This window comes from Bradyrhizobium sp. PRIMUS42, assembly GCF_023006515.1.
In the GTDB taxonomy this organism is placed as follows: domain Bacteria; phylum Pseudomonadota; class Alphaproteobacteria; order Rhizobiales; family Xanthobacteraceae; genus Bradyrhizobium.
This window is the reverse complement of the sequence record NZ_JALBGZ010000516.1, coordinates 1-4,649: the sequence shown is the minus strand read 5'-3', so window position 1 is coordinate 4,649 and position 4,649 is coordinate 1. Positions and strand designations below refer to the sequence as shown.

The window sequence follows — 4,649 nt, the reverse complement described above, 5'->3', positions numbered from 1 at the left end:
TGGACGCCGCGGTCGCCGGCTCGGCCCTGCTCGGCGTGATCGAGCCGCAATCGACCGGCATCGGCGGCGATTGCTTTGCGCTGATCCAGCCGCGGGGTGAGGGCAAGATCATCGCCTATAACGGCTCCGGCCGCGCGCCGAAGGCGGCAAACGCCGACTGGTATCTCGAACGCAAGATCAACTCCGTGCCGTTGACCTCGGCGCATGCGGTGTCGATTCCCGGTGTGGTCGATGCCTTCGCGACCGTCTTGCGCGATCACGGCAAGTTCGGCCTCGACCGGCTGCTCCAGCCCGCGATCAAGGCGGCCGAGGAAGGCTACGTCGTCGCGCCCCGCATCGCTTTCGACTGGAAGAACCAGTTCGAGAAGCTGAAGGGTGGCACCAACACCGTGCGTTATTTGTTGCCGGGCGGCAAGCCGCCAGTGGCCGGCGACGTCATCCGCCAGGCCGAGCTCGGCAAGACGCTGCGCGCGATCGCCAAGGACGGCCGCGATGCCTTCTACAAGGGCCCGATCGCGGAAGACATGGTCGAGACTTTGCGCGGGATCGGCGGCCTGCACACGCTCGACGATTTCGCCGCGCACACCACCGAGACGACGTCGCCGATCGGCACCATGTACAAGGGTTACGATGTCTGGCAGTGCCCGCCGAACGGGCCCGGCCTCACCATGCTGCTGATGCTCAACATCCTGTCGCGGTTCGACCTGACAAAATACGCGCCGCTCAGCATCGAGCGCTTCCATCTCGAGGCGGAAGCCGCGCGCATCGCCTACATGCATCGCGAGCTGCATGTGGCCGACCCTGAGCACATGCAGATCGAGGTCGCGAAGATCCTCGCCAAGGAGTTCTGCGACGAGCACATCGCCAAGATCCGCATGGACGGCATGCTCGACCTGCCGAACGTTGCTCCGCCGATGAATCCCTCGACCATCTACATCACCGTCGTGGACAGGGACCGCAACGTCTGCTCGTTCATCAACTCGATCGCGCATTCGTTCGGCTCGGCGATCGTCTCGAACAAGACCGGCGTCTTGTTCCAGAACCGCGCCGGCGGCTTCCGCATTCAGCCCGGCCACCCCAACTGCATCGCCGGTGGCAAGCGCCCGCTGCACACGATCATGCCGAGCCTGCTCACTAAGGGCGGCCGCTCCGTAATGCCGTTCGCGGTGATGGGCGGACAGTACCAGCCGGTCGGCCAGACCCGCGTCGTGACCAACATCCTCGACTACGGCTGCGACGTGCAGGAGGCGATCGACATGCCGCGCGGCCTGCACTACGAGGGCCAGTATCAGCTCGAGGACAGCGTGCCGGCTGCGATCGTCGAAGGCCTGAAGAAGCTCGGCCACAAGACGACCAGCGTGGTCGGTCCGCTCGGTGGCGCTCAGGCAATCTGGATCGATTGGGACAAGGGTACGCTGACCGGCGGTTCCGATCCGCGCAAGGACGGCTGCGCGTTGGGGTACTGATCGCGCGCGCGAGTTCCCCGCACAAGATCAGGAAAAGTTGACGAAGGGCGATGCGGCAATTTCTGCATCGCCCTTTCTCGTTCGGAACGGAGCTCATCGCTTCAGGTTAAGGGGCGATGGCGGTGCAGGCGTGCGCTGCTTTGCAGATAAGCGGCGGAGGCGTCGATGTCCGACAAATCGAGTTCCAGGCAATCAGCATTCGATCGGCGCGCCTTCATGGCCGGCGCCGCTGGCAGTGCGCTCGTCCCGATCACGGCGCGCGCCGCCGCAGAGGAGGCCAGGGCCCCCGTCGCACAGGATCCGTCGCTTCCCATCGACGTCACGCTGCGGGTCAACGGCAAGGACAAGCGCCTGAGCATTGATGCGCGCACCACGGTGCTCGACGCGCTGCGCGAACATCTCAAGCTCACCGGCAGCAAGAAGGGCTGCGACCATGGTCAGTGCGGCGCCTGCACCGTGCTGATCGACGACCGGCGGGTGGTGTCGTGTCTCACGCTCGCACTCGCCGCGGAAGGGCAGGAGATCACGACCATCGAGGGCCTCGCCACCGACGACCGCCTGCATCCGATGCAGCAGGCCTTTGTGGACAACGATGCATTCCAATGCGGCTATTGTACGCCCGGCCAGATCATGTCCGCCGTGGCCTGCGTCAAGGAGGGGCATGCGGGAAGCGAGGCCGACATCCGCGAATATATGAGCGGCAACATCTGCCGCTGCGCCGCCTATCCCAACATCGTTGCGGCCGTGAAGCAGGCCGCGCCCGAGATCATGAAGGGCTAGACGCATGCGACCTTTCTCGTATCAAAGGGCAACAGATCCGACCGTGGCCGTGCAGGCGCTCAGCGCCGCCGCGGCGTCGAAAGATGCGTTGACCAAGGCTGCAGCGCAGCCGCTTGCGGGCGGCACCACGTTGATCGACTTGATGAAGCTCGACGTGATGCGGCCGACCTCGATCGTCGATATCAATCCGCTTGCGGACGGCTGGTCGGCAATCGAGCCCAAGGGCGACGGCCTCCGCCTCGGCGCGCTCGCGAAGATGTCGGATGTCGCCGCGCATGAGGAGATCCAGCGCCACTACCCGGTGATCGCAAATTCGCTGAAGCTCGCAGCGAGCGCCCAGCTGCGCAACATGGCGACGCTCGGCGGCAACGTGATGCAGCGGACGCGTTGCAGCTATTTCCGCGATGTCTCCTATGAGAATTGCAACAAGCGCAATCCCGGCTCCGGCTGTGCCGCCATGGACGGCGTCAACCGCATGCATGCCGTCCTCGGCGCGTCCGATCAGTGCATTGCGACCTATCCCGGCGATTTTGCCCAGGCCCTGATCGCGCTGGACGCCATGGTCGAGATCACCGGCAGATCCGGCACGCGCAACATGCCGTTCGCACAATTACACAAGGCGCCCGGCAATACGCCCGACATCGAGACGACGCTTCGGCCGGGCGAGCTGATCTCGGCCTTCTCCATCTCCGGCCGCTGGCCGCGTTCGGTGTACCTGAAGGCGCGCGACCGGCAATCCTATGAGTTCGCGCTGTCGTCGGCTGCGGTCGCGCTCGACGTACAAGAGGGCACGGTCAGGGACGTGCGGATCGCCCTTGGCGGCGTCGCCACCGTGCCCTGGCGCGCGCGAGAGGCGGAGGCGGTGTTGAAGGGGCAGAAGTTCGATGACGGCTTGGCGCAGCGCGTCGCGGATGCCGCCTTCGCAGGCGCCAAGGGTCGTCGGCACAACAGCTTCAAGATCGCGCTCGGCAAGCGCGTAGTGGCGCGCGCGCTCCAGCAGGCCGTAACGATGGAGATCCGATCATGACCGCTGCAGCTCCCGTGCCGAAGGTGAATATGGGCAAGCCGGTGCCGCGCTATGACGCGGCCGCAAAAGTCACGGGGCGCGCGACCTACGCCTCCGACATGCCGCTGGACAATCCGGCTTATGCATTCCTGGCCACCAGTGCGATTGCCAGGGGGCGCATCGACGGTTTCGATCTCGATGACGCCAAGCGTGTCCGCGGCGTGATCGACATCGTCACCCACGAGAACGCGCCGAAGCTGAAGGAGTCGAAGCTGTTCAGCAATGGCGGCTATGCGGGCACGACGATCCAGCCGCTGAAGTCGGCCGATATCGCCCATGACGGCCAGATCATCGCTGTCGTCGTCGCGGAAAGTTATGAGGCCGCGCGCGAGGCGGCCAACCGGGTCAAAGTCAGCTACACCGCCACGGCGCCGAGTGCGACTTTCGACTCGCCCGGGACCACCACGGCGGCCGCGAAGGGGCAGAGTGCCCAGTTCAAGGAAGATCCCGAGGTCGGGGATTTCGCCAAGGCGTTCGATGCGGCCGAGATCAAGCTGACCGCCTCCTACGAGACGCCGACGCAGCATCACAATCCGATGGAGCTGTTCTCGACGAGCTGCGTGTGGATGGGCGACAACCTCGTCATCTATGAGGGTAGCCAGTTCGTCTACGGCTTGAAGAACGGCGTTGCCGAGCAGCTCGGCATCGACGCCGACAAGGTGCGCGTGGTCAATCCCTATGTTGGCGGCGGTTTTGGTTCGCGCGGCTCGATGACGCCGCGGACCGCCATCATCGCCGGCATTGCCAAGCGCTTGAACCGACCGATCAAGCTGGTCCCGACCCGCGACCAGGGGTTTACCATCACAACGCATCGCGCCGAGACTCGGCATGAGATCAAGCTTGGCGCCAGTCGGGACGGCAAGCTGCTCGCTTTGAGGCATGAGGGGGCTGAAGTCTCCTCGCGTCCCGACGCCTATTGCGTCGGCGGCACCAAGACGACGACGCGGCTTTATGCCTGTCCGAACGTCGACAGCCTCGTCTCGATCGTGCGCGCCGATCGCAACACCCCCGGCTTCATGCGCTCACCGCCGGAGGTGCCGTATCTGTTCGCGCTGGAGAGCGCGATGGATGAGCTCGCGTTGAAGCTGAACATGGATCCGGTCGAGCTTCGCCGCATAAACGATACCAATTTTGAGCCGATCGGCGGCAAGCCCTATACATCGCGCTCGCTGATGGCCTGTTTCGATGAGGCGGCCAAGGCGTTCGGCTGGGCGCAGCGCTCGCCGCAGCCGAAATCGATGTCGGACGGCGACTGGCTGATCGGCTATGGCTGTGCCGCCACCTGCTATCCGACGCAGATGGCGCCGTCTGCTGCGCGCGTGCGCCTGCAGCGTGAC

The 4,649-nt window shown here is 65.0% G+C and carries 4 protein-coding genes; all 4 read left to right on the top strand.

Annotated elements, in window-relative coordinates; translation table 11 throughout:
* The coding region (ggt, locus tag MOV75_RS28170) for a gamma-glutamyltransferase (RefSeq protein WP_247006984.1) at positions 1–1,466 on the top strand (1,466 nt) is incomplete at its 5' end.
* A 165-nt stretch (positions 1,467–1,631) separates the two neighbouring features.
* On the top strand, positions 1,632–2,246 hold the full coding sequence (locus MOV75_RS28165) for a (2Fe-2S)-binding protein (RefSeq protein WP_246930922.1): 615 nt from the start codon (positions 1,632–1,634) through the stop codon (positions 2,244–2,246).
* Between the two features lie 4 nt (positions 2,247–2,250).
* The gene (locus tag MOV75_RS28160) at positions 2,251–3,273 is read left to right on the top strand and encodes a xanthine dehydrogenase family protein subunit M (RefSeq protein ID WP_246930925.1); all 1,023 of its coding nucleotides are present in this window, start codon (positions 2,251–2,253) and stop codon (positions 3,271–3,273) included.
* Positions 3,270–4,649: xanthine dehydrogenase family protein molybdopterin-binding subunit (locus MOV75_RS28155; protein WP_247006982.1), on the top strand; the 1,380-nt coding region annotated here is incomplete at its 3' end. The genes MOV75_RS28160 and MOV75_RS28155, both read left to right, overlap by 4 nt.